The following is a 19,402-nucleotide window of genomic DNA, read 5'->3' as shown; positions in this document are numbered from 1 at the left end:
GTGTTTAGGACACTGCCTTGACATCAGGGATCTGTCCGAGACCCGTCAAGATCAAGTCGCCCCGCCCGGATCGGGCGGGGCGACACGCTCACGGGTCACTTCCGTGAGCCAAGTGGATCAAGCCGGGCGGACGGGTCCGGCCCACCCGGCGCTCAGCCCCGACCCGCGATCAGGCGCGGCTGCGGTCGGCGCGGCGACGGGCCGCCTCGTAGAGGACGACGCCCGCGGCGACGCCGGCGTTCAGCGACTCGGCGCCGCCCGGCATCGGGATGCGCACCAGGTAGTCGCAGTTCTCGCCGACGAGGCGGCCGAGGCCCTTGCCCTCGGAGCCGACGACGATGACGACGGGGCCGGCGAGCTGCTCCAGGTCGTTGACCGTGTGCGTGCCCTCGGCGGCCAGGCCGACGACGGTGATGCCGGCCTTCTTGTAGTCCTGGAGGGCGCGGGTCAGGTTGGTGACGCGGGAGACCGGGGTACGGGCGGCGGTGCCGGCCGAGGACTTCCAGGCACCGGCGGTCATGCCGGCGGCGCGACGCTCGGGGATGACCACGCCGTGGCCGCCGAAGGCGGAGACGGAGCGGACGATGGCGCCGAGGTTGCGCGGGTCGGTGACCCCGTCGAGGGCGACGATCAGCGGGTCCTCGCCGTTGTCGTACGCGGCGGCCGTGAGGTCCTCCGGGTGCGCGTACTCGTACGGCGGGACCTGCAGGACCAGGCCCTGGTGGTTGAGCCCGTTGGTCATCCGGTCGAGCTCGGGGCGCGGGGCTTCCATCAGGTTGATGTTGCCGCGCGCGGCGGCGAGCTGGAGGGCCTCGCGCACGCGCTCGTCGTTGTCGATGAACTGCTGGACGTAGAGGGTGGTGGCGGGGACGCCGTCGCGCAGCGCCTCGAAGACCGGGTTGCGACCGACGACCATCTCGCTGGTGCCCTTGGGGCCGCCGCGGCGCGGGGCCGGGCGGCGCTTGGCGGCCTGGCGGGCGATGGCGTTGCTGATCCGATTCGCCTTGTGCTTCTTGCGGTCCTCGGCCTTGGGCGTGGGGCCCTTGCCTTCGAGGCCCCGGCGCCGCTGGCCACCGCTACCGACCGTGGCGCCCTTCTTGTTGGACGTGCGGCGGTTCCTGCGCTGGCTGTTCCCGGCCATGACCTCTACCTGTTTTCGTTGATGCTGCGATATGTACGTATGAAGAGTGTGCCGCCCGGAGCGCCGGGCGGCACAGTCGGGCCGCTCCGGCTCAGCGGGGGCCGAGCGTCCAGCGCGGACCGGTCGGGCTGTCCTCGACGACCAGACCGGACTGCTGGAGCTGGTCGCGGATGGCGTCGGCGGTCGCCCAGTCCTTGCGGGCCCGGGCGGATTCCCGCTGCTCCAGGACGAGGCGTACGAGGGTGTCCACGGCGCCGTGGAGGTCCTCGCCGCGGTCGGACTCGCCGGCCCAGTGCGGGTCGAGCGGGTCCAGGCCGAGCACGGTCAGCATGGCCCGCACCTCCGACAGGCGCGCGATCGCCGCGTCCTTGTCGTCGGCGGCGAGCGCGCTGTTGCCCTGGCGGACGGTGGTGTGCACGATGGCGAGCGCCTGCGGGACGCCCAGGTCGTCGTCCATCGCCTCGGCGAAGGCCGGCGGCACCTCGGCCGCGGCCTCGACGGGACCGCCCGCCTTCTCGATGACGCGCTGGTAGAAGCCCTCGATGCGGGCGAAGGCGGACTCCGCCTCGCGCAGCGCTTCCTCGCTGTACTCGATCATCGACCGGTAGTGCGGGGTGCCGAGGTAGTAGCGCAGCACGATCGGGCGCCACTGCTTGACCATCTCGGAGACGAGGACCGAGTTCCCGAGGGACTTGGACATCTTCTCGCCCGACATCGTGACCCAGGCGTTGTGGACCCAGTAGTGCGCGAACTCGTCGCCGAAGGCCTTGGCCTGGGCGATCTCGTTCTCGTGGTGCGGGAAGATCAGGTCCAGGCCGCCGCCGTGGATGTCGAAGGCCTCGCCGAGGTACTTGTGCGCCATGGCGGAGCATTCGAGGTGCCAGCCGGGACGGCCGCGGCCCCAGGGCGTCTCCCAGGACGGCTCGCCGGGCTTGACGGACTTCCACATGGCGAAGTCGCGCGCGTCGCGCTTGCCGGTCTCGCCGGTGCTCTCCGGCTGACGGATGTTGTCGAGTTCCTGGCGGGACAGCGAGAGGTAGCCCGGGAAGGACTTCACGTCGAAGTAGACGTTGCCCTCTGACTCGTAGGCGTGGCCGCGCTCGATGAGCCCGCGCATCATCTCGACCATCTCGGTGACGTGTCCGGTCGCGCGGGGCTCGTAGGTGGGCGGGAGGCAGCCGAGGGCGGAGTAGCCGTCGTTGAAGGCGCGCTCGTTCTCGTAGCCGATGGACCACCAGGGGCGGCGCTGCTCGGCGGACTTCGCGATGATCTTGTCGTCGATGTCCGTGACGTTGCGGATGAAGGTCACGTCGTAGCCGCGGTACGCGAACCAACGGCGCATCATGTCGAAGTTCAGGCCCGACCTGATGTGGCCGATGTGCGGAGCGGCCTGCACGGTCGCGCCACAGAGGTAGATCGAGACGCAGCCCGGAACGAGCGGGGTGAAGTCACGGATCTGCCGGGCGCTGGTGTCGTACAGGCGAATAGTCACGGCATCCAGGGTAGTGCGCCTCTAGCAGTGCCCCGCGACCCTTTGGGGGCCCGGGGGTGGGCTTTGTCGGCGCGGCGGTGCGAAGGGGGCGCGCACGGAGTCCCGTACGGGCGGTTTTCCCGGTTGGTGCCGACCCCGCTCCGTCGCCGCGCGGCCACGGCACCGGCCGGACACCCGCCCGGGCGGGGCCCGGACTCAGGCCGGGCTCGTCCGGTGGACGAGGGCGGTGGCGATGGCGGCGAGCCCCTCGGCCCGACCGGTGAGGCCGAGGCCGTCAGTGGTGGTGCCGGAAACCGAGACGGGGGCGCCCGCGGCGGCCGAGAGCGCCTTCTGCGCTTCTTCGCGCCGCTTGCCGATCTTCGGGCGGACACCGATCACCTGGACGGCGATGTTGCCGATCTCGAAGCCCTCGGCCCGCACGATGCGCGCGGCTTCCGCCAGAAGGGTGACGCCGGAGGCGCCGGACCACTGCGGACGGGAGGTGCCGAAGTGCGCGCCGAGGTCGCCGACGCCGGCGGCGGAGAACAGGGCGTCACAGGCGGCGTGCGCGGCGACGTCCCCGTCGGAGTGCCCGGCGAGGCCGTCCTCGCCCTCCCACAGCAGACCGGCGCACCACAGTTCCCGGCCCGCCTCGAAGGCGTGCACGTCGGTGCCGATGCCGACGAGCGGCATCACGGGCGCGGCGGCGGGATCAGTAGGCATCGGTGGCCCTCCTGCGGGCGAGTACGGCCTCGGCGAGGACGAGGTCGAGCGGACGGGTGACCTTGAAGGCCTCGTCGTGGCCGGGGACGGTCACGACGGTGACTCCGAGGCGCTCCACCATGCCGGCGTCGTCGGTGGCGCCCTCGCCGAGGACGGCGATCTCCCGGTGCGCGCGCAGCAGGGTCGCCAGGTCGAAGCCCTGGGGGGTCTGGACGGCGCGCAGCCGGGCGCGCTCGGGCGTGGCGACGACCGGCTCGGGCTCGCCGGGCTCGCCCGGCTCGACCTCCTTGACGGTGTCGGCCAGCGGCAGCGCGGGGACGACGGCGGGCGCGCCGTCGCGCAGGGCGTCGATGACGCCGTCCACGGTGTCGACGGGGACGAGCGGGCGGGCGGCGTCGTGGATGAGTACGGAGGTGACGTCCTGCGGCAGCGCGTCCAGGCCGGCGCGCACGGACTCCTGTCGGGTCTCCCCGCCGGGGACGACCAGGACCTCGGTACGGTCGGGCAGCGCGTGCTCGTCGAGCAGCCGGCGCACCTCGGCGGCCCCGTCGGAGGGGGCGACCACCACGACGAGGGACACGGCGCGGGAGCGGGCCATGGCACGGACGGCGTGGATGAGCATGGGCGTCCCGCCGAGGGCCCGCAGGGCCTTGGGGGCACCGGGACCGAGGCGTACCCCGCGGCCGGCGGCCGGGATCACCGCGGCCGTGCGGTGCGGACGCGTTTCGTCAGACATCAGTAGCTCCGAGCCAGGTTTGTGACTTCGGCCGACATGGGTATGGCCTGAAGCGTGCCGGGTGCGATGCCCCTCGCCCCTTCCGTGAAGACCGGTCGAGCAGGGCTGCCCGAACTCGGCACGCCAGGAAAAAGCAGTGGGTACGAAAAAGGCGTGGGTACAGACATGCCGCAGCGCCCGGCAACAGCTCCCTCGTGGAGGAGGGAGCTTGTCATCGGGCACCGCGGCACAACTGTGTACGGTTTTCGCGTCAGGACGCGAGAACCTCGTCGAGGAGGGCCTCGGCCTTGTCCTCGTTGGTGTTCTCCGCGAGCGCGAGCTCGCTGACGAGAATCTGGCGAGCCTTCGCGAGCATGCGCTTCTCACCCGCGGAGAGTCCGCGCTCACGCTCACGACGCCACAGGTCGCGCACCACTTCGGCGACCTTGATGACATCGCCAGAAGCGAGCTTCTCCAGATTTGCCTTGTAGCGCCGGGACCAGTTCGTCGGCTCTTCTGCATACGGTGCGCGGAGCACCTCGAAGACCCGGTCCAGCCCGTCCTGGCCGACTACGTCGCGAACGCCGACGAACTCCGCATTGTCCGCAGGCACACGAACCGTCAGGTCGCCCTGGGCGACCTTGAGCACCAAGTAGGTCTTGTCCACGCCTTTGATCTGGCGAGTTTCGATGGCCTCGATCAGCGCGGCCCCGTGATGGGGATAGACCACGGTGTCGCCAACCTTGAACGTCATGTGACAGGTACCCCTTCCGTGGCTATCCAGGGTAACACGAGAACTGACTGTTATGAATGGCGTTTTCGCAGGTCAGGGCACATCTCGGGGCTTGACAACAGCGACACGAACGTGCTGCGAAGGGCTTGCGGAAGGGGGTATTCGCAGGTCGGAGGTGTTGTGCGGACCGGGCGAAACGGCCACGTTACACCTGGCGGACGAGTCCACGGGAGTGACGTACGTCCCGTTTTGCCGGGTTCGGGAGTCGGAAACCGAAGTACTCCGTTCGACTGGCGGCCGCCCGTACGGAGCGGGTTCCGGCCCAATCCGAAATTGATCACGGAGCCACGTTCGACGGAATCCCGGAATTGATCATCGGGCGGCCCCGGCGGCGATATCCCGAATGCAAGATCGCCGAGGCCGTCCAGGGCCGTGCGTCCGCTGCGGAGGGTCGGGTGCGGGGGCGGGGCGGCGGCTCGGTAACCTAAGCGCGCTGACACACCCTTAGGGCGGCTTTACCTCGGCCGTCCCGAGCGTCCACCCTTCCGTCCGTACGTCCTAGGAGTTGCCGCCGCCGTGAGCCGCAGCCTTCGACGCGGCGCCCTCGCCGCTTCTGCCGTCGTGTTCTCGATCGCTTCGCTCGCCGCGTGCGGTGCGGGCAACGACGCGCAGACTCTCCAGATCAAGCCGGACAACGCCGCCGTCACCAAGGGCGACATCCAGATCCAGAACGCCTTGGTGATCACCCAGGCGGAGAAGGAAAAGAAGGGCCCGGCCGTCGTCTCGGCGACCGTCTTCAACAACGGTACGAAGCCGCAGACCCTGGAGGGCATCACCCTCAAGGGTGGCAAGTCCAAGGTCGTCCTGAAGGCCGCCGAGGGCTCCGGCAAGATCACCGTGCCGGCCGGCGGCTCCGTGGTGCTGGGCGGCCAGGGCAACGCCTCCGCCGTGATCGAGGGCGGCCGCACCGCCGTCGTGGACGGCGACGTGCAGGAGGTCGTCTTCGACCTGAGCAGCACCGGCGACGTCGCCCTCCAGGCCTTCATCGTGCCCGCCTCCGGCATGTACGCCGGCTACGGGCCCACCGCGGCCCCGGGCGAGCCTTCCACCAGCCCGTCCGGGTCCCCGTCGGGCACGCCCTCCGGGACGCCCGCGCCCTCGGGCGCGCCGTCCGGTTCGCCGTCGGGCGCCGCGGGCGCGCCGTCGGGCAAGCCGTCCGGCTCCGCCTCGCACGGCGCCGGCCACTGAGGCCCGGCCGCGCGAAGCGGCCTACGTACACGGGGAAGGCCCCCAGCCGATGTGGCTGGGGGCCTTCCCCGTGGTCGTGCGGGCCGCCGGACCCGACCGCCGCTCACGGCTGTGCGCATGTGCCGCCTCGCGGCTGCGCGGCGCCGCGGTCTACGGCTCGAACTTGTAGCCCAGGCCGCGGACCGTCACCAGGTAGCGCGGCGCGCCCGGGTCGGGCTCGATCTTCGCGCGCAGGCGCTTGACGTGGACGTCGAGGGTCTTGGTGTCGCCGACGTAGTCGGCGCCCCAGACCCGGTCGATGAGCTGCATGCGGGTCAGCACGCGGCCCGCGTTGCGCAGCAGCATCTCCAGCAGGTCGAACTCCTTCAGCGGGAGGTCCACCTTGCCGCCGCCGACGGTGACCACGTGCCGGTCGACGTCCATCCGTACCGGGCCGGCCTCCAGGGCCGCCGGGGTGACCTCCTCCGGCTCGCCGCGGCGGCGCAGGACCGCGCGGATGCGGGCGACCAGCTCCCGCGAGGAGAAGGGCTTGGTGACGTAGTCGTCTGCTCCTATCTCCAGCCCGACGACCTTGTCGATCTCGCTGTCCTTGGCGGTCACCATGATCACGGGAACGTTGGAACGGCCGCGCAGCTGCCGGCAGACCTCGGTGCCGGGCAGGCCGGGCAGCATCAGGTCGAGGAGGACGAGGTCGGCGCCGTTGCGCTCGAACTCGTCGAGCCCGTCGGGCCCGGTCGCCGCGATCGCGACCTCGAAGCCTTCCTTGCGGAGCATGTAGGACAGGGCGTCGCTGAAGGATTCCTCATCCTCGACGACGAGCACTCGGGTCACGGAAGGACCTCCGGGGCAGGGATGACTGGTTCTGGTCGGGGCAGGGGTCGGACGGGTGCGGGGGCCGGCGCGGGCGCCGGTGCGGGTGCCTCGGGGAGCCGCAGGGTGAACGTGGAGCCCTGGCCCTCCGAGCTCCAGACCGACACCTCCCCGCCGTGCGAGGCGGCGACGTGCTTCACGATCGCGAGGCCGAGGCCGGTGCCTCCCGTGGCGCGGGAGCGGGCCGGGTCCACGCGGTAGAAGCGCTCGAAGACGCGCTCGCGGTCCTTTTCCGGGATGCCGATGCCCTGGTCGGTCACGGCTATCTCGATCAAGTCTCCACCCGGCGCGGTCACCCGGCGCGCGGCGATGCCGACGCGGGTGCGGGCCGGGCTGTAGTTGACGGCGTTCTCCACCAGGTTGCCGAGGGCCGCGGCGAGCTGCCCCCGGTGTCCCCAAACCCGCAGGTCGGCGGTGCCGCCCGCGGCCATGGTGATCTGCTTGGAGGTGGCGGTGTGGCGGCAGCGGTCGATGGCCTCGGCCACCAGCGTGTCCACGCGTACGGGCTCGGCGTCCTCCAGGGCCTCGTCGTTCTGCACCCGGGAGAGGTCGATCAGTTCCTGTACGAGGTTGATCAGGCGGGCGGACTCGATCTGCATGCGGCCCGCGAAGCGGCTGACCGCCTCCGGGTCGTCGGAGGCGTCCATGACCGCTTCCGAGAGCAGGGAGATCGCTCCGACGGGGGTCTTCAGCTCGTGCGACACGTTCGCGACGAAGTCACGGCGGACCGCCTCGATGCGGCGGGCCTCCGTGAGGTCCTCGACGAGCAGCAGCACGAGCCGTGAGCCCAGCGGGGCGACGCGCGCCGAGACCGCGAGGGCCTCGCCGCGGCCGGTGCCGCGCCTGGGGAGGTCGAGTTCGATCTGGCGTATCTCTCCGTCCCTGCGGGTGTCGCGGGCCATGTGGAGCATCGGTTCCACGGCGAGCTTCCCGCCGCGGACCAGGCCGAGGGCGTACGCCGCCGAGCTGGCCTTGACGACCGCGTCCCCCTCGTCGAGGACGACGGCGGAGGAGCGGAGCACGGAGAGGACCGTGTCCACACCGGGCGGGAGTACCGCGTTGATGTCGGGGCGCATGGAGCTCCTGGTGGGGCGGGCTTGGTCGCGCTCGCTCCAGCGGAACGCCAGCATGGCGATCACACCGGTGCACAAACCGGCGATCGCTGCAGCTGCGGCGACCGCCGCGTTCACGTCCATGCATCCAGGTTAAGCAGGCACGACGGCACTTCCACAGCCGTTCGGGTGGCACCTCGAACACTCGTCGCCCAGAGTTCACCCTGGCGACGGGGTTGATTCACTTGTGATGTCGGAGTCGGACGCGTTCAGGGCCGAACGTGTCAACGTGGGCAAGAAGCCACGCAGCAGTAGCGAGTCGGCGAGAGAGGGACACCAATGCGGGACGCGTACCACGAGGAACTGGACTCGATCGGAGAAAGCCTGGTCGAGATGGCCCGGCTCGTCGGTTCCGCGATCGGGCGGGCCACCACCTCCATGCTCGACGCCGATCTGAAGCTCGCGGAGAGCGTCATCGCCGCCGACCAGAAGGTGGACGACCTCCAGCACGACCTGGAGGCCCGCGCCATCGCGTTGCTGGCCCGCCAGCAGCCGGTCGCCACCGACCTGCGCATCGTCGTCACCTCACTGCGGATGAGCGCCGACCTGGAGCGCTCGGGCGACCTCGCCCAGCACGTGGCGAAGCTGGCGCGGCTGCGCTTCCCGGACCGCGCGGTGCCGCGCGACCTGCACGCGACCATCCTGGAGATGGGTCAGCTGGCGCAGCGCCTGATGGCGAAGGCGGCCGAGGTCATCATCACGAAGGACGTCGACCTGGCGCTCCAGCTGGAGCAGGACGACGACGAGATGGACCAGCTGCACCGCACGCTGTTCCAGCACCTGATGGACGACCGCTGGAAGCACGGCATCGAGACGGCGGTCGACGTGACGCTGCTGGGCCGCTACTACGAGCGCTTCGCGGACCACGCGGTGTCGGTCGCCAAGCGCGTCGTGTACCTGGTGACGGGCGAGCACGCGGACGAGCTCCAGCAGCCGACGCAGGTCGACGGGGTCTGAGGACCGCCGCGCGGGGGCGAGCGGGTCCGTCGCCCCCGCGTGCGGCGGCTCGCTCCAATGCGCCGTTGACGCGCCGGTGCGGCTGGGCATGAATGAGGGCGAAGGCGACCGCGTACGCGTACGACCTGCCGTGTGTGCCCCCACGAGGAGGATCCATGTCCGATTCCCCCGTCCCCATCACCCCGGAACAGGAGCAGCCGCCACGGCCGGAGCCGCTGCGCCTGCCCCTACTCGCGGCCTGCGGCTGCGGATCGGGCTGCGGCTGCGGCTGCCAGTCCGGTGCGCCCTGCCAGTGCGGCGGCTGAACCCCGACCGACCCCGACCGACCCTGAAGGGCCCCTTCCCGCTTCGCGGGCGGGGGCCCTTCGCCTCGTCGCGGGCCGCTACGGGGGTCAACCGTGGGCCCGGGGGAAAAGAGGGCCCCCGACCCGCAACGTGTGCGCAGGTCGGGGGCATGATCGCTCTTCTTACTTCTTCTTGCCCTGGTTCTTGACCGCCTCGATGGCCGCCGCGGCGGCGTCCGGGTCGAGGTAGGTGCCGCCCGGGTTCAGGGGCTTGAAGGCGGCGTCCAGTTCGTAGGCCAGCGGGATGCCGGTCGGGATGTTCAGGCCGGCGATGGCCTCGTCGGAGATGCCGTCCAGGTGCTTGACCAGGGCGCGCAGGCTGTTGCCGTGGGCGGCGACCAGGACGGTGCGGCCCGCGAGGAGGTCCGGGACGATGCCGTCGTACCAGTACGGCAGCATGCGGACGACGACGTCCTTGAGGCACTCGGTGCGCGGGCGCAGCTCCGGCGGGATCGTCGCGTAGCGCGGGTCGCCGGACTGGGAGAACTCCGTGCCGTCCTCGAGGGCCGGCGGCGGGGTGTCGTACGAGCGGCGCCACAGCATGAACTGCTCCTCGCCGAACTCGGCGAGGGTCTGGGCCTTGTCCTTGCCCTGGAGGGCGCCGTAGTGGCGCTCGTTCAGGCGCCAGGAGCGGTGCACGGGGATCCAGTGGCGGTCGGCGGCCTCCAGCGCGAGCTGGGAGGTGCGGATGGCGCGCTTCTGGAGCGAGGTGTGCACCACGTCGGGGAGCAGGCCGGCGTCCTTGAGCAACTCACCGCCGCGGACCGCCTCCTTCTCGCCCTTTTCGTTGAGATTGACGTCCACCCAGCCGGTGAACAGGTTCTTCGCGTTCCACTCGCTCTCGCCGTGACGGAGCAGGATCAGCTTGTACGGTGCGTCGGCCATGCGTACGAGCCTAATGGACTGCCCGGGGCGCCCGCGCGCGGTGTGGACGGCCGTCGATTGACGGATGGTGACAATTCAGTGGCCGTCCGGGGATCTTGGATCGTAATGTGCGGAGCTCAGTAGGGACACTTACACATCCCCGGGGGGACCCTTATGTCCGTTGAGAGTCTGAGGCGGGCTGCCCGGGAGAGCGTCTCGGGTCTGCCGAGGGCGTTCTGGTGGCTGTGGGCGAGCACCCTGGTCAATCGGCTCGGGGCCTTCGTCGCCACTTTCATGACCTTGTACCTGACGTTGGACCGGGGCTACTCGGCCACCTTCGCGGGCCTCGTCGTCGCCCTGCACGGGCTCGGCGGCGTCATCTCGTCACTGGTGGCGGGGGTGATGACCGACCGGCTGGGTCGGCGTCCGACGCTGCTGGTGGCGCAGGCGTCGACCGCGTTCTCGGTGGCGCTGCTGGGGTTCATGGAGCGCCCGGCGGCGATCGCGGCGGTGGCCCTGCTGGTCGGGATGACGTCGAACGCCTCGCGGCCGGCGGTCTCGGCGATGATGGCGGACATCGTCCGACCCGAGGACCGGGCACGGGCCTTCGCGCTGAACTACTGGGCGATCAACCTCGGCTTCGGGATCAGCGCCGCGGTGGCGGGGCTGATCGCGCAGTACAGCTACCTGGCGGGCTTCCTGGGCGAGGCGGCGCTGACGCTGGCGTGCGCGGTGCTGGTGTACGCGAAGCTGCCGGAGTCGCGGCCGGAGCGGGCGCGGCGGCCCGGGTCGGACGCCGACGGCGAGGGGTTCGTCCCCGAGCCGGAGGTGGGGCTGGGGACGGTGCTGCGGGACGGGCGGTTCATGGGGGTCGTCGGGCTGTCGTTCGTCATCTCGCTGATCTTCATGCAGGGCTCGGTGGGGCTGCCGGCGGCGATGGGCGCGGCCGGGTTCTCGCCGGCCGAGTACGGCCTGGTCATCGCGGTCAACGGGCTGCTGATCGTGATCCTGCAGATCCCGGTGACGCGGTTCATCGAGCACCGGGACCCGCGCAAGCTGCTGGTGGTCTCGGCGCTGCTGGCCGGGTACGGGTTCGCGATGACGGCGTTCGCCGGGCCGCTGTGGGCGTACGCGCTGACGGTGTGCGTCTGGACGCTGGCGGAGATCGTGAACTCGCCGACCCAGATGGGACTCGTCGTCCGGTTGTCGCCGGTGCACGGGCGGGGGCGCTACCAGGGGATGTACACGATGTCCTGGGCGGTGGCCTCGCTGGTGGCCCCGCTGATGGCCGGGATCGTCCTGGACCGGCTGGGCGCGCACTGGCTGTGGGGGTCGACCGGGGTGCTCGGCACGGTGGCCGCGGCGGGGTACTGGCTACTGATGCGGAACCTGCCGGACGACGCGGACGCGGAATCCGGCGGCGGCACGGACGGGCGGGCCGGCGCGGTCGAGACCGTGGCGGTCGAGGTCGCGGGTACGGGGGCGTCCGGCGCGAAGCCGATCGCGACGGCGCCGGCGGCGTAGCCGGTCGGGGCGGCGCCGGCGGCGTGGCCGGTCAGGGCGGCGCCCCCGCCGTCACCCCTCGCGGGACGGCCGGGTCAGGTGCTTGAAGGCGTCCAGGTTGCGGGTCGACTCGCCGCGCGAGACGCGCCACTCGTACTCGCGGCGGATCGCGCCCGCGAAGCCGAGCTCCAGCAGGGTGTTGAAGGCGCCGTCGGCGGCCTCCAGGACGGTGCCCAGCAGCCGGTCGAGGTCGTCCGGGGTGATCACGGACAGCGGGAGGCGGGCCGTCAGGTAGACGTCGCCGAGCGGGTCGACCGCGTAGGCCATCCCGTACAGCTTGAGGTTGCGCTCCAGCAGCCAGCGGTGGACGCCGGCCTCGTTCTCGTCCGGGTGGCGTATCACGAAGGCGTTGACGGAGAGGGAGTGCTTGCCCAGGCGCAGCGAGCAGGTGGTGCTCAGCTTGCGCGTGCCGGGGAGCCGGACGACGTACGAGCCCGGTTGCGGGCTCTCCCAGCTCAGCTCGGCGTCGGTCAGGACGCTCTCGATGATCGCGGCGGTGTCAGCCATGGTGGGAGCGTACGCGACGCCGATGATCATGCATGGCGGCGGTGTAGACGTCGGCGGTGCCACTGGCGGCGGTGTCCCAGCCGAAGAACTGCGCGTGCCGCGCGGCCTGCCCGCCCAGGCGGTCGGCCAGCCCCGGGTCGTCGATGAAGCGGCGCAGCTCACGGGCGTAGTCGACCGGGTCGTGGCCGGGGACGAGGATGCCCGTGACCCCGTCGTTGACGGCGACGGGCAGTCCGCCGACGGCCGCCGCGAGGACCGGCGTACCGGTGGCCTGGGCTTCGAGGGCGACGAGCCCGAAGGACTCGTTGTAGGACGGCATGACCAGCACGGACGCGGCGCGGAACCAGTCGGCGAGCCGGTCCTGGTCGACGGGCGGGTGGAAGTGCACGAGGTCGGTGATGCCGAGTTTCGCGGCCAGCTTCTGCAGCCCCTCCGGCTTGGCGAGACCGCTGCCGGAGGGCCCGCCGACGACGGGGACGAACAGTCGGCGGCGCAGGGACGGGTCCTGGGCGACCAGTTCCGCGACGGCCCGCAGCAGGACGTCCGGGGCCTTCAGCGGCTGGATGCGGCCGGCGAACAGGGGGATCACGGCGTCCTGCGGCAGGCCGAGGCGGGCGCGGGCGGCGGCCCGGCCGTCGCCGACGGTGAAGCGGTCGAGGTTGACGCCGGGGTGGACGACGGCGACCTTGCCGGGATCGGCCTCGTAGTGCCGTACGAGTTCGTCGGCCTCCTCGGCGGTGTTCGCGACGAGGCGGTCGGCGGCGGAGACGATCTGGGTCTCGCCGATGACGCGGGCGGCGGGCTCGGGGGTGTCGCCGACGGCGAGCGCGGCGTTCTTGACCTTGGCCATGGTGTGCATGGCGTGCACGAGGGGGACGCCCCAGCGTTCGGCGGCGAGCCAGCCGACGTGGCCGGAGAGCCAGTAGTGGGAGTGGACGAGGTCGTAGTAGCCGGGTCGGTGACCGGCCCAGGCCTGCATGACGCCGTGGGTGAAGGCGCAGAGCTGGGCGGGCAGCTCCTCCTTGGCGAGGCCTTCGTACGGACCCGCGTCGATGTGCCGTACGAGGACGCCCGGGGCCAGCTCGACGGCCGGCGGCAGGCCGCCGGTGGTGGCCCGGGTGAAGATCTCGACCTCGATGTTGATCGCGGCGAGGCGCTTGGCCAGCTCGACGATGTACACGTTCATGCCGCCGGCGTCGCCGGTGCCGGGCTGGTGCAGCGGTGAGGTGTGCACGCTGAGCATGGCGACGCGGCGCGGCTTGCGGTGGTGGCCGACGGCCGGCAGGCGCAGTCGCGGCGCGTCGCTGCGGGTGCCGCGCGCGGCGGCGAGGCGTCCGCTGATGCTGCCGCCGAGACGGGACACGTACTGGCTCAAGGGAGCAGTTCCTCTCGCTCGGACGACGCGCGGGGACGACGCGCACGGACGGTGGTGGCGGACCGGGCGGGGCCCGGAGGGACGGTCCGCCCCGTGGGGCGGCATGGCTGCGGGGGCGCTGTGGGGCGCCTTGCAAGGAGTGCAACCCGGACGGGCGCCGCCCGCATTCCGGGGCGGGCCGACTTTCCTTCGCTGTTTGCCGGTTTTTTATCCGGCGAGGGCCCTCCGCTTAGGCTCGGCGCATGGCTTCCCGCAGCACTCCACCACCCCCGAGGCGCCCTGTGGGCACCGTGACGCGGGGGACGACGAACCCGAACCGGCTGCGCCGCATGGACCGCTGGATCGCGGCGTCGCACGGGGCCGCGCTGCGCCGCGCGGACGCGCCGGTGGCGGTGGACCTCGGCTACGGGGCGGCCCCCTGGACGGCGGTGGAGCTGCTGGCGCGGCTGCGGGAGGCGGCGCCGGCGGTGCGGGTGGTCGGCATCGAGATCGAGCCCGCGCGGGTGGCGGGGGCCAAGCCGTACGAGCGGGACGGGCTGAGCTTCCGGCACGGCGGCTTCGAGGTGCCGCTGGACGGGGACGAGCGCCCGGCGCTGATCCGCGCGGCGAACGTGCTGCGCCAGTACGACGAGGAGCAGGTCGCCCGGGTGTGGGAGCGGCTCCGCGCGCGGTTGGCCCCGGGCGGGCTGCTCGTGGAGGGGACGTGCGACGAGATCGGCCGGCGGCACGTGTGGGTGGCGTTGGGGCCGGAGGGGCCGCGCACGGTGACCTTCGCTACGCGGCTGGGCTCCCTGGAGCGTCCGTCGGACCTGGCGGAGCGGCTGCCGAAGGCGCTGATCCACCGGAACGTGCCGGGCGAGCCGGTGCACGCGTTCCTGCGGGACTTCGACCGGGCGTGGGCGGCCGCGGCCCCGTACGCCTCGTACGGGGCGCGGCAGCGGTGGATCCGGACGGCGCGGGCGCTGTCCGGGGACTGGCCGCTGGCGGACGGCCCGGTGCGCTGGCGCCAGGGGGAACTGACGGTGCGGTGGGAGGCGTTGCGCCCGGTGGGGTGACGCGCACGCGATGGGGTGAACCTCGTACGACGGGGAACCGGCTCCGTGGGCGGCCCGTTGAGTCGGCAGGGGTGGGCGGGGCGTGGCCGGTCATGATCGGACCGTGACCCGCAAGGGTGTTGGAATTCACCGAGTCGTGGCACCATCCCGGAGACAGTGACAAGTTACTGATGAATAGTCAGATCTGATGTCGGGTGAGGCACCTGTCGTCCGGTCGGACTCGGGGCGCCTGGGGGAGCCATGGGGACCGCGAAGCGAGCGTCGCGTCGGCACGGGGCATCGACCCTGACACTGCTGTGCGCGATGGCGATACTGACGGCCCCCGCGATCGCGGGGGGCACCGCGTACGCGGCCCCGGCCGCGCCGGTCCCGTCCCCGGCGCCGCCCGCGCCGGGTGCGACGCCCGGGTCGCCCGTGGCACCGACGCCGGCGCCCGGGGCGAAGTCGCTGGAGCAGACCCGCAAGGACATAGAGGGGCTGTACCGGCAGGCCGGCAGCGCGACGGACGCGTACAACCTCGCGGAGAGCGAGACCAAGGCCCAGTCCGAGCGGATCGTGGAGATCGCGAAGCTGGTCGTGGCGGGCCAGGACCGGATCTCCGGCCTGAAGGCCCGCGCGGGCGCCGCGGCGCGCGCCCAGTACCGCTCGGGCGGCCTGCCGCCGGGCGCGCAGCTGGCGTTGAGCGACAGCCCGGGCCAGTTCCTCGACGGGGCGAACCGGTTGCGGCAGGGCGAGAAGGCCACCACCGACCTGGTGTCCGAACTCAACCGCACGCAGAGCGACTTGGAGCGGTACGCGAAGGACGCGGGCGCGCTCTGGCAGAAGATGGAGGAGAACCGGGCCAAGCAGGAGGCCGCCAAGAAGGAGATCGAGGGGAAGATCAAGGCGGCGGAGGAGCTGGAGAACAAGCTGGAGGCCGAGGAGAAGGCCCGGCTGATCCAGCTGGAGCAGGAAGCCCAGTACAAGGCGCAGACGCAGTGGCTGTCGACGGGCGCGCTGAAGGAAGCGAAGGGGTCGGCGACGGACGCCGGCAAGCGGGCGGTGCAGTTCGCGACGGCGCAGATGGGCAAGCCGTACGTGTGGGGCGCCACCGGGCCGAACTCGTACGACTGCTCCGGCCTGACCTCGCAGGCCTGGCTGGCGGCCGGCAAGGCCATCCCGCGCACCTCGCAGGAGCAGTTGCGGCTGCTGCCGAAGGTGGCGATGAAGGACATACGACCGGGTGACCTGATCATCTACTGGGACGACGCGAGCCACGTCGCGATGTACGTCGGGGACGGCGCGATGGTCCACTCGCCCCGCCCCGGCCGGAGCGTGACGATGGCGGGCGTCGGCTCGATGCCGATCAAGGCCGTGGTCCGCCCCGACGCGTAGGCCCCGGCCGGGCGGATTCGGGTCCCGGGCGGGGCCGCGGGCGGGCTCGGGTCGTGGGGGCGGAGTCACTGCGGCCCACACGCGGCCGTCGGCGGCGCCGGACCGGAGAAGCCCGCGGGCGCGGCCCGGCGGGGCGGAGGTGTGCAGCGTCACGTGGGACGGCGGTGGGGTGGGGGCGGGGGCGGGGTGCGCGACGTCACGTACAGGGGTCCGGCACGGGCTTCGGCGGTGGGGCGCGGGGTCCCGGTGAGCGGGACCGGGTTGTGGGGGTTCCGTGACGTTGGTCATCCATCGGCCCGCTTATCCCCCGCGATAACGGCATATGACGGAGGCCCTCCCCCCAACCGGCATTCCGTTCGTCGCCACCCTCCCGCTAGGGTCGGCCCATGAGCGCACCCTCGGGGGGAGGGAAGGAACCGGAGACGATGTCCGTACCCGTACCGCGGCAGCGGGACACCCCGCCCGTGGAGAGCGGTCCGGCGGTTCTTTCCGTCACCCCCGCGACACCCGGACCGGGCCCCGCCCCCGTTCCGGCCACCGCATCCGTACCCGCACCCGCCCCGGCACCCCAGACGTCACTGACCCTGCTGGTGATCGAGGACGACCCCGCGGGCGGCCTCACCGTTCCCGAGATCCTCGACGCCGACGGCCACCGCATCCGGCTGCGCAGCGCCCGCAACCTCACCGAGGCCGCGCGACTGCTCACCCCCGACGTGCACTGCGTCCTGCTCGACCTCTCCCTCCCCGGCGCGGGCACGGGCACGGGCGCCGACACCGAGGACGGTCTCGCGACCCTGCGCCAGGTGCTGCGGCTGGCCCCGCGCCACGCGGTCCTCGTACTGACCTCGGAGTCCGACGCCGAACGCGCCGCCGAGGCGGTCCGCGTCGGCGCCCAGGACTTCCTCTTCCGCGACGAGCTCGACGGCCGGCTGCTCAGCCGCGCCATCCGCTACGCCGTGGAGAGAAAGCGGGCGGACATCGCCCAGTACAAACTTGCAGAATCGAAACTGCGGGCCCAGGAGAACGCCCGCCTGGAACGCGGTCTGCTCCCCACGCCCCTCCTGGAGGGCTCGGACCTCCGCTTCGCCGCCCGCTACCGACCGGGCCGCAGTCGGGCCCTGCTCGGCGGGGACTTCTACGACACGGTCCGCACCCCCGACGGCACCGTCCACGCGATGATCGGCGACGTCTGCGGCCACGGCCCGGACGAGGCGGCCCTCGGCGTCGAGCTGCGCATCGCCTGGCGCGCCCTGACCCTGGCGGGCCTGTGCGGGGACGACCTGCTCTCCACGCTCCAGGAAGTGCTCGAAGTCGAGCGCCCCTGCGAGGAGATCTTCGCGACGCTGTGCACGGTCGACATCGCCCCGGACGGCCGCCGCGCCGGCCTGTGCCTGGCCGGGCACCCGGCCCCGCTGATATCCCGGCCGGGCCAACCGGCGCGGCTCCTGCCGTACGAGAACAGCGGCCCGGCGCTCGGCCTGCTGCCCCGGGCCCGCTGGCCCCGCCGCCAGGTCGAACTGGGCGGCACCTGGAGCCTGATGCTCTACACCGACGGCCTGATCGAGGGCCACATCGGTGAGGGCAAGGAGCGCCTCGGGCAGGACGGCATGGTCGAGATGATCAACCGTCACCTGGACCGGGGACTGACCGGCGAGGCACTCCTGGAGGCTTCCGTCACGGAGGCCCGCCGCCTCAACGGCGGCGAACTCACCGACGACGTCGCCGTGGTCCTGCTCTCCCGCAACGCGGGCTGAGCCGGAACCCGGCCGGCGACGCCCGCCGGCCGGCCGGCGCCCACCGCTCGGGACTACCGGCCGCCGTTGTAGGGCCCGTACGGGCCGTCGCTGCTGCTGCCGCGGCGCTTGCCGCCGCCGCCCGTGATCTGCTTGAGCGCCGGCCGGACGTCGACGAAGAAGACGATGGTGGCCACCAGGCCCGCGATCTGCAGGAACAGCATCGCGAGGAAGAAGTCCACCACCACGGTGACGCCGAGGATGACCAGCCAGAAGGTCTTGGTCTGCTTGTCGGCCGCCGTGTAGGCCTGCGCGCTCGGCATCGCGGCCATGACGAACGCCACGACGGCGAGCGCCAGCATGGCGTAGCCGAACAGCGGGAGCACCCCGTTGTCGAACCCCTGCATCAGCATCGTCTCAACCGCCCTCTGTCCCGTCCGGCACGCCTGTCTCCACGCTACCGCCGGAGCCGTCTTCCCAAACGAGAACGAACCGGGCACCGCTCAGGTGCCCGGTCCGATCCGTCGATCAGGCCTCGCCGCCGGTCGTGGCGGCGGCCTTCTTGGCCGTGCTCTTGCGCGCCGTGGTCTTCCGCGCCGCCGGCTTCGCCTCGGCGGAACCATCCGCGGCCTCGGCGGCCGCCGCGTCGGTGGCCTGGGCGTCGGAGGCAGCGGCCTCGGTGGCCCCGGCGCCGGACTCCTGGGCGGGCTTCGGCTTCGGGTCGGGCTCCACGACGTCGGCCAGGTCCACGATGTCGTCGGAGATCTCGCCGCGCCACGCCCGTACGGCCTGCTCGCCGTGCTCGGCGACCTTGTCGTAGGTCTCCTTGGCGCGCACCGCGTACTCGGCGGCCACGCCGACGCCGCGCAGCGCCAGGTCCTGGGCGGTCTCGCCCAGCTTCTTCGGGTCGATCGACCCGAGGACCTCGGCGACCTTGGCGGTGACCGCCTCCTGCGCCTCCTTGGCCTTCCCCTGGACGACCTTGGGGTCGGTGTTCACGACGGCGTCGATCCGCGCGGGGGCCTCGGCGCGCAGCTGCTCGATGAGGCCGGGCACCTTCTTGGCCTGCTGTACGGCCAGGTCGGCGGTGCCCGCGGCGAAGTAGAGGGGGGTCGGGTCGGTGAGGGTCTTCTTCAGGTCATCGGCGATGGCCATGTGCTGGTCCTCCCGGATCACAGTCGGTTCGTAGGGGGCAGGTCCCCGTCGTCGGCAATGGCACCGGAGTCCGCGGTCGGGCCGGGGGCGGCGTCGGCGGCCGCCTCGGCGTCCAGCGCGTTCTCCTTGCGGAACGAGTCGTAGATCTGGAGCAGCACCTGCTTCTGCCGCTCGTTGATCGACGGGTCGGAGAGGATGGCGGCACGCGTCTCCACCTCGTCGCGATCCCGCTCGTCCAGGATTCCGGCCTGCACGTACAGCGTCTCCGCGGAGATCCGCAGCGCCTTGGCCAGCTGCTGGAGGATGTCCGCGCTCGGCTTGCGCAGCCCGCGCTCGATCTGGCTCAGGTACGGATTCGACACCCCCGCCGCGTCGGCCAGCTGCCGCAGGGACAGTTGAGCCTGCCGCCGCTGGTCGCGGAGGTACTCGCCGAGGTTTCCGACGTTGAGCGATGCCATGCCC

Annotated in this window: 20 protein-coding genes; 7 read left to right on the top strand and 13 right to left on the bottom strand. The window is 72.0% G+C overall.

Annotation, left to right across the window (positions count from 1 at the left end; genetic code table 11):
* Positions 1–169 precede the first annotated feature (169 nt).
* The 5 genes from rlmB to AB0D46_RS09235 all read right to left on the bottom strand — a co-directional run bounded on the left by rlmB (position 170) and on the right by AB0D46_RS09235 (position 4,804).
* Positions 170–1,141, bottom strand: coding sequence for a 23S rRNA (guanosine(2251)-2'-O)-methyltransferase RlmB (gene rlmB / locus AB0D46_RS09255; protein WP_362876672.1), 972 nt, complete (start codon positions 1,139–1,141; stop codon positions 170–172).
* A 91-nt stretch (positions 1,142–1,232) separates the two neighbouring features.
* On the bottom strand, positions 1,233–2,633 hold the full coding sequence (gene cysS / locus AB0D46_RS09250) for a cysteine--tRNA ligase (RefSeq protein WP_362876671.1): 1,401 nt from the start codon (positions 2,631–2,633) through the stop codon (positions 1,233–1,235).
* 195 nt (positions 2,634–2,828) lie between these two features.
* Entirely contained in the window at positions 2,829–3,335 is a 507-nt protein-coding gene (gene ispF / locus AB0D46_RS09245; RefSeq protein WP_362876670.1) for a 2-C-methyl-D-erythritol 2,4-cyclodiphosphate synthase, read from the bottom strand.
* Entirely contained in the window at positions 3,325–4,071 is a 747-nt protein-coding gene (ispD, locus tag AB0D46_RS09240) for a 2-C-methyl-D-erythritol 4-phosphate cytidylyltransferase (RefSeq protein ID WP_362876668.1), read from the bottom strand. The genes ispF and ispD overlap by 11 nt, the downstream gene beginning before the upstream one ends.
* 250 nt (positions 4,072–4,321) lie before the next feature.
* A complete protein-coding gene (locus AB0D46_RS09235) occupies positions 4,322–4,804 on the bottom strand; it encodes a CarD family transcriptional regulator (RefSeq protein ID WP_003953493.1) in 483 nt (160 codons plus the stop codon).
* 555 nt (positions 4,805–5,359) lie between these two features.
* On the opposite strand from AB0D46_RS09235, the gene AB0D46_RS09230 reads away from it, so the two are divergent.
* Positions 5,360–6,031 (top strand): DUF461 domain-containing protein, encoded by a 672-nt coding sequence (locus AB0D46_RS09230; protein ID WP_362876667.1) that lies wholly within the window; start codon positions 5,360–5,362, stop codon positions 6,029–6,031.
* Positions 6,032–6,181: 150 nt separating this feature from the next.
* Here AB0D46_RS09230 and AB0D46_RS09225 read toward each other — a convergent pair whose 3' ends face one another.
* Together AB0D46_RS09225 and AB0D46_RS09220 are read right to left on the bottom strand one after the other, a co-directional pair.
* Positions 6,182–6,862, bottom strand: coding sequence for a response regulator transcription factor (locus tag AB0D46_RS09225; protein ID WP_037795450.1), 681 nt, complete (start codon positions 6,860–6,862; stop codon positions 6,182–6,184).
* Entirely contained in the window at positions 6,859–8,097 is a 1,239-nt protein-coding gene (locus AB0D46_RS09220) for an ATP-binding protein (protein WP_362876666.1), read from the bottom strand. The genes AB0D46_RS09225 and AB0D46_RS09220 overlap by 4 nt, the downstream gene beginning before the upstream one ends.
* Before the next feature lie 195 nt (positions 8,098–8,292).
* On the opposite strand from AB0D46_RS09220, the gene phoU reads away from it, so the two are divergent.
* Together phoU and AB0D46_RS09210 are read left to right on the top strand one after the other, a co-directional pair.
* Positions 8,293–8,970: a phosphate signaling complex protein PhoU gene (gene phoU / locus AB0D46_RS09215; RefSeq protein WP_042813786.1), complete on the top strand. Its 678-nt coding sequence runs from the start codon at positions 8,293–8,295 to the stop codon at positions 8,968–8,970.
* Between the two features lie 155 nt (positions 8,971–9,125).
* Complete coding sequence (locus AB0D46_RS09210; protein WP_362876665.1) at positions 9,126–9,275, top strand: hypothetical protein; 150 nt, start codon at positions 9,126–9,128, stop codon at positions 9,273–9,275.
* Positions 9,276–9,437: 162 nt separating this feature from the next.
* Here AB0D46_RS09210 and AB0D46_RS09205 read toward each other — a convergent pair whose 3' ends face one another.
* Positions 9,438–10,199, bottom strand: coding sequence for a phosphoglyceromutase (locus AB0D46_RS09205; RefSeq protein WP_281203648.1), 762 nt, complete (start codon positions 10,197–10,199; stop codon positions 9,438–9,440).
* A gap of 153 nt (positions 10,200–10,352) precedes the next feature.
* Between AB0D46_RS09205 and AB0D46_RS09200 the strand changes: the two genes are divergently transcribed.
* Complete coding sequence (locus tag AB0D46_RS09200) at positions 10,353–11,702, top strand: MFS transporter (protein WP_362876663.1); 1,350 nt, start codon at positions 10,353–10,355, stop codon at positions 11,700–11,702.
* 51 nt (positions 11,703–11,753) lie between these two features.
* On the opposite strand, the gene AB0D46_RS09195 is transcribed toward AB0D46_RS09200, so the two are convergent.
* Complete coding sequence (locus AB0D46_RS09195; protein WP_362876662.1) at positions 11,754–12,248, bottom strand: YbjN domain-containing protein; 495 nt, start codon at positions 12,246–12,248, stop codon at positions 11,754–11,756.
* Positions 12,241–13,590, bottom strand: a complete 1,350-nt coding sequence (gene mshA / locus AB0D46_RS09190; protein WP_362876748.1) for a D-inositol-3-phosphate glycosyltransferase — start codon at positions 13,588–13,590, stop codon at positions 12,241–12,243. The genes AB0D46_RS09195 and mshA overlap by 8 nt, the downstream gene beginning before the upstream one ends.
* 275 nt (positions 13,591–13,865) lie before the next feature.
* Here mshA and AB0D46_RS09185 point away from each other — a divergent pair, with 275 nt between their 5' ends.
* The 3 genes from AB0D46_RS09185 (at position 13,866) to AB0D46_RS09175 (ending at position 17,806) form a co-directional block, all read left to right on the top strand.
* Positions 13,866–14,678, top strand: coding sequence for a class I SAM-dependent methyltransferase (locus AB0D46_RS09185; RefSeq protein WP_362876661.1), 813 nt, complete (start codon positions 13,866–13,868; stop codon positions 14,676–14,678).
* A 240-nt stretch (positions 14,679–14,918) separates the two neighbouring features.
* Entirely contained in the window at positions 14,919–16,052 is a 1,134-nt protein-coding gene (locus AB0D46_RS09180; RefSeq protein WP_362876660.1) for an NlpC/P60 family protein, read from the top strand.
* A 425-nt stretch (positions 16,053–16,477) separates the two neighbouring features.
* Positions 16,478–17,806 carry a fused response regulator/phosphatase gene (locus AB0D46_RS09175; protein WP_362876747.1) on the top strand — a complete coding sequence of 443 codons (1,329 nt, stop codon included), beginning with the start codon at positions 16,478–16,480 and terminating at the stop codon, positions 17,804–17,806.
* 53 nt (positions 17,807–17,859) lie between these two features.
* Here the strand turns inward: AB0D46_RS09175 and AB0D46_RS09170 are convergent, their stop codons facing one another.
* From AB0D46_RS09170 to AB0D46_RS09160, 3 genes are all read right to left on the bottom strand, one after another.
* Positions 17,860–18,198 carry a DUF2516 family protein gene (locus AB0D46_RS09170; RefSeq protein WP_362876659.1) on the bottom strand — a complete coding sequence of 113 codons (339 nt, stop codon included), beginning with the start codon at positions 18,196–18,198 and terminating at the stop codon, positions 17,860–17,862.
* A 115-nt stretch (positions 18,199–18,313) separates the two neighbouring features.
* Positions 18,314–18,940, bottom strand: a complete 627-nt coding sequence (locus AB0D46_RS09165; protein ID WP_362876658.1) for a hypothetical protein — start codon at positions 18,938–18,940, stop codon at positions 18,314–18,316.
* A 17-nt stretch (positions 18,941–18,957) separates the two neighbouring features.
* Positions 18,958–19,398 (bottom strand): helix-turn-helix transcriptional regulator, encoded by a 441-nt coding sequence (locus AB0D46_RS09160; RefSeq protein WP_362876657.1) that lies wholly within the window; start codon positions 19,396–19,398, stop codon positions 18,958–18,960.
* Positions 19,399–19,402: the final 4 nt, after the last annotated feature.

The sequence above is a fragment of the Streptomyces sp. NPDC048383 genome (genome assembly GCF_040651775.1).
Taxonomy (GTDB): Bacteria; Actinomycetota; Actinomycetes; order Streptomycetales; family Streptomycetaceae; genus Streptomyces.
Note: the sequence above shows the minus strand (reverse complement) of the source record. Positions and strands in the feature narration are given on the sequence as shown.